The organism is Vibrio sp. Vb1554 (assembly GCF_033344235.1).
Window position 1 is genome coordinate 1 of record NZ_JAWPOJ010000076.1, and the last position, 2,611, is coordinate 2,611.

Sequence of the window (2,611 nt, forward strand, 5' to 3'; positions counted from 1 at the left end):
TTGGATTTAACTGATGGGAAGAACGAGCAGTCAGATCTATTTAACCCCATGCCCAACGACCCAAAACTCATGTCTGTTTATGATTCGTTGAACCAACGTTATGGTTCTGACACCTTATTTCTGGGAGCACAAGGAATAGCGCAGAAATGGGGCATGCGGCGTGAGATGTTAACGCCCCACTACACAACTAAATGGCAAGACTTGCCAGTTATCAAGTGCGGATAACGTCGGTAATCCTCATGCATTATAAGTACGCTGTCCAACAGTGAACTCGCTATCGTGCCTAGCTCAGTTATGCCCCAAAGTGAGCTGAGCACTCTTGAATGAGTAGTCTTTGCGAACTGCTTTTGAAATACATAATCTAATGGCAAACCCAAGTGCAGGCTACTCCCTTTTTTTTGCTTATTGGGTAACACTTCTCATTTCGCTTTAGAAATTTAACCTACTGAAAAGTAAACTTTTGTATTAATATTCAGGCTCTAAGTTAACTTTGGAGCAGTAAATGATACGCCTGATCTCTATCAAGAACTTCCGTTCTATCTCTAACCAAGCGTTTAAGGCTGAAGAGATCACGACATTTGTTGGAAGGAACGATGCTGGAAAGTCCAATGTGCTACGAGCACTAAACCTGTTCTTCAATGGACAAACAGATCACAATCATAACTTTAATTTTGAGAACGATCACAATAAATATGCTCCTAAGTACAACCAACGTGCGCAAGAGATTGTTATTGAACTTGCCTTAAAGCTTCCCAAAAGCTATCGAAAAAACTTAACACAAGACCATGTTTACTGGAAAAAGGTATGGCGGGAAGAAGGGGTTCGAAACGACTATGAAGAAAGTGGGTTGTGTACAATCAGGAATAACCAGATACAAAAAAGAGCTAAAGGTTTTCCTCCGCGCAGCAAAATTCCAAATTTATTGAATGCAATTGATTTCGAGTATATACCAGCAACAAAAGACTGGAATTATTTTCAGAATTTGCAAATTAAGCTATACGATTCATTGGCTAACTTATCTGATCAAGGTTTACATCAATCTGCTTCAAGTTTCGAAGAAGAGATCAATACTCATGTTCAAGAGCTTACACAGGCAATAGATGATGAGTTTTCGGGTAGTAATGTGGTCAAACTACCTAAAAACCTTAGGAGCATTTTTGGAGCATTGGAGTTTAATGCCGATGAAATTCCATTGACCAGGAGAGGTGATGGAATAAAAATTCGCCACATACCAATGATCCTGTCATTTATTGCGTCTAGGAAGCAAAAAGCGGCAAAGAGAAATACAATTAAACCCCAGATATGGGCTTTCGAAGAGCCAGAGAATAACGTTGAGTTCTTATCCTGCTTCGAGCTTAATAGGCAGTTAATTGAAGCTGCCAAAAATCACACTCAAATACTAATTACAACTCACTCTCCAGCAATTTACTCTATTGGCTCATCTGAAAAGTTACCTTCGAATGTTAAGACAACCAGTTACTATGTTGGACAAAAAGATAACGCCACTTTTGTTAGTCAGACTGACGAGAAGGCATTGCATGGTAATATGGGCTTTTTACAGCTAATTGCACCAATAGTTGAAGATAAAAGAAAAGAGTGGGATCAGAGAGAGAAAGAGTACATCCAAGCTCAAGAAAATCTTAAAAATAAACTGTCTAAAACTCAGCTACCTCACCTTTTCCTTGAGGGAAAAAGTGATAAGAAAGTTTTTGGCTGTTTACTTAAAGCAAAAGGCCTTAATGACAAGGTTCATATTTTTGTCCCATCAAATGCTAGTAACAGTGCTAATTCAGCAGCCGATAGGCTACAAGCATTTCATTTGCTTCAAAAGCACGTTAAGCCTAAGGATAAATTGCAAGCTCTTATCATTTTGGACAACGATGATGCAGGAAAAAAGGCCTCAGATACTTTAGACGATGCTGTTGCTTCCAAGCATATCAAACGCTTTTTATTGAAGCCAAATGATGATCTAAAAGCAATGTTCAAAGTTGGCGGATTAAACATAAATACCGATCTGGAAAGGTTAATGCCTCCTTCACTTTGGCAGCTAGCCAAGACGGAAGGTTGGGTCGAGTTAGTTGACGACCACTATGAAAAGTTAACTGAGTGTGGGCGAAAAAAAATATGTAATGACAACATTAGTTTTGATGACCTTATTAGTAAGCTATCTGAGCATCAAAAGGATCTACTAAACTATCGATTCACCGATGAGGGCAAAGATGCTTTAAGCCGTCATATTGAGTCTTCGAAAGACGAAGCTCTAGTAGATGCGTTGCTTGATGCATTTAAAGAGCCATTGGATATCATAGAAAATTTCTTGCTAGCGCCTACTAAAACGCAATAAGTCGATACTTTATTTTGTGGCTACAGAAAGTAAAAGGCTAGTCTCGCAGATGCTTGAGAGTAGCAACTTAGCTTAGCATTACTTAGTGGTTTTGCCATACTGGAAGTAATTTATGAGTTTCTAATTTAGCAAAATTGCTGACTCATTTTTGTCCACTTACGAGCCACAGCTCCCGTGAACACGACGTGATCACGATCACGTAGCTCTCACTGCTTACTGCCTTTGGTCACGAGCCTAAATTCCAATCCAGATTGCTTTGATTGACGA

2 protein-coding genes are annotated in these 2,611 nt (G+C 39.3%); both read left to right on the plus strand.

The window, feature by feature from the left end; translation table 11 throughout:
- The coding region (locus tag R8N28_RS23675; RefSeq protein WP_318183484.1) for a DUF4113 domain-containing protein at positions 1-225 on the plus strand (225 nt) is incomplete at its 5' end.
- A 277-nt stretch (positions 226-502) separates the two neighbouring features.
- Positions 503-2,344 carry an ATP-dependent nuclease gene (locus R8N28_RS23680; RefSeq protein WP_065274474.1) on the plus strand — a complete coding sequence of 614 codons (1,842 nt, stop codon included), beginning with the start codon at positions 503-505 and terminating at the stop codon, positions 2,342-2,344.
- The last annotated feature ends 267 nt before the right edge of the window (positions 2,345-2,611 follow it).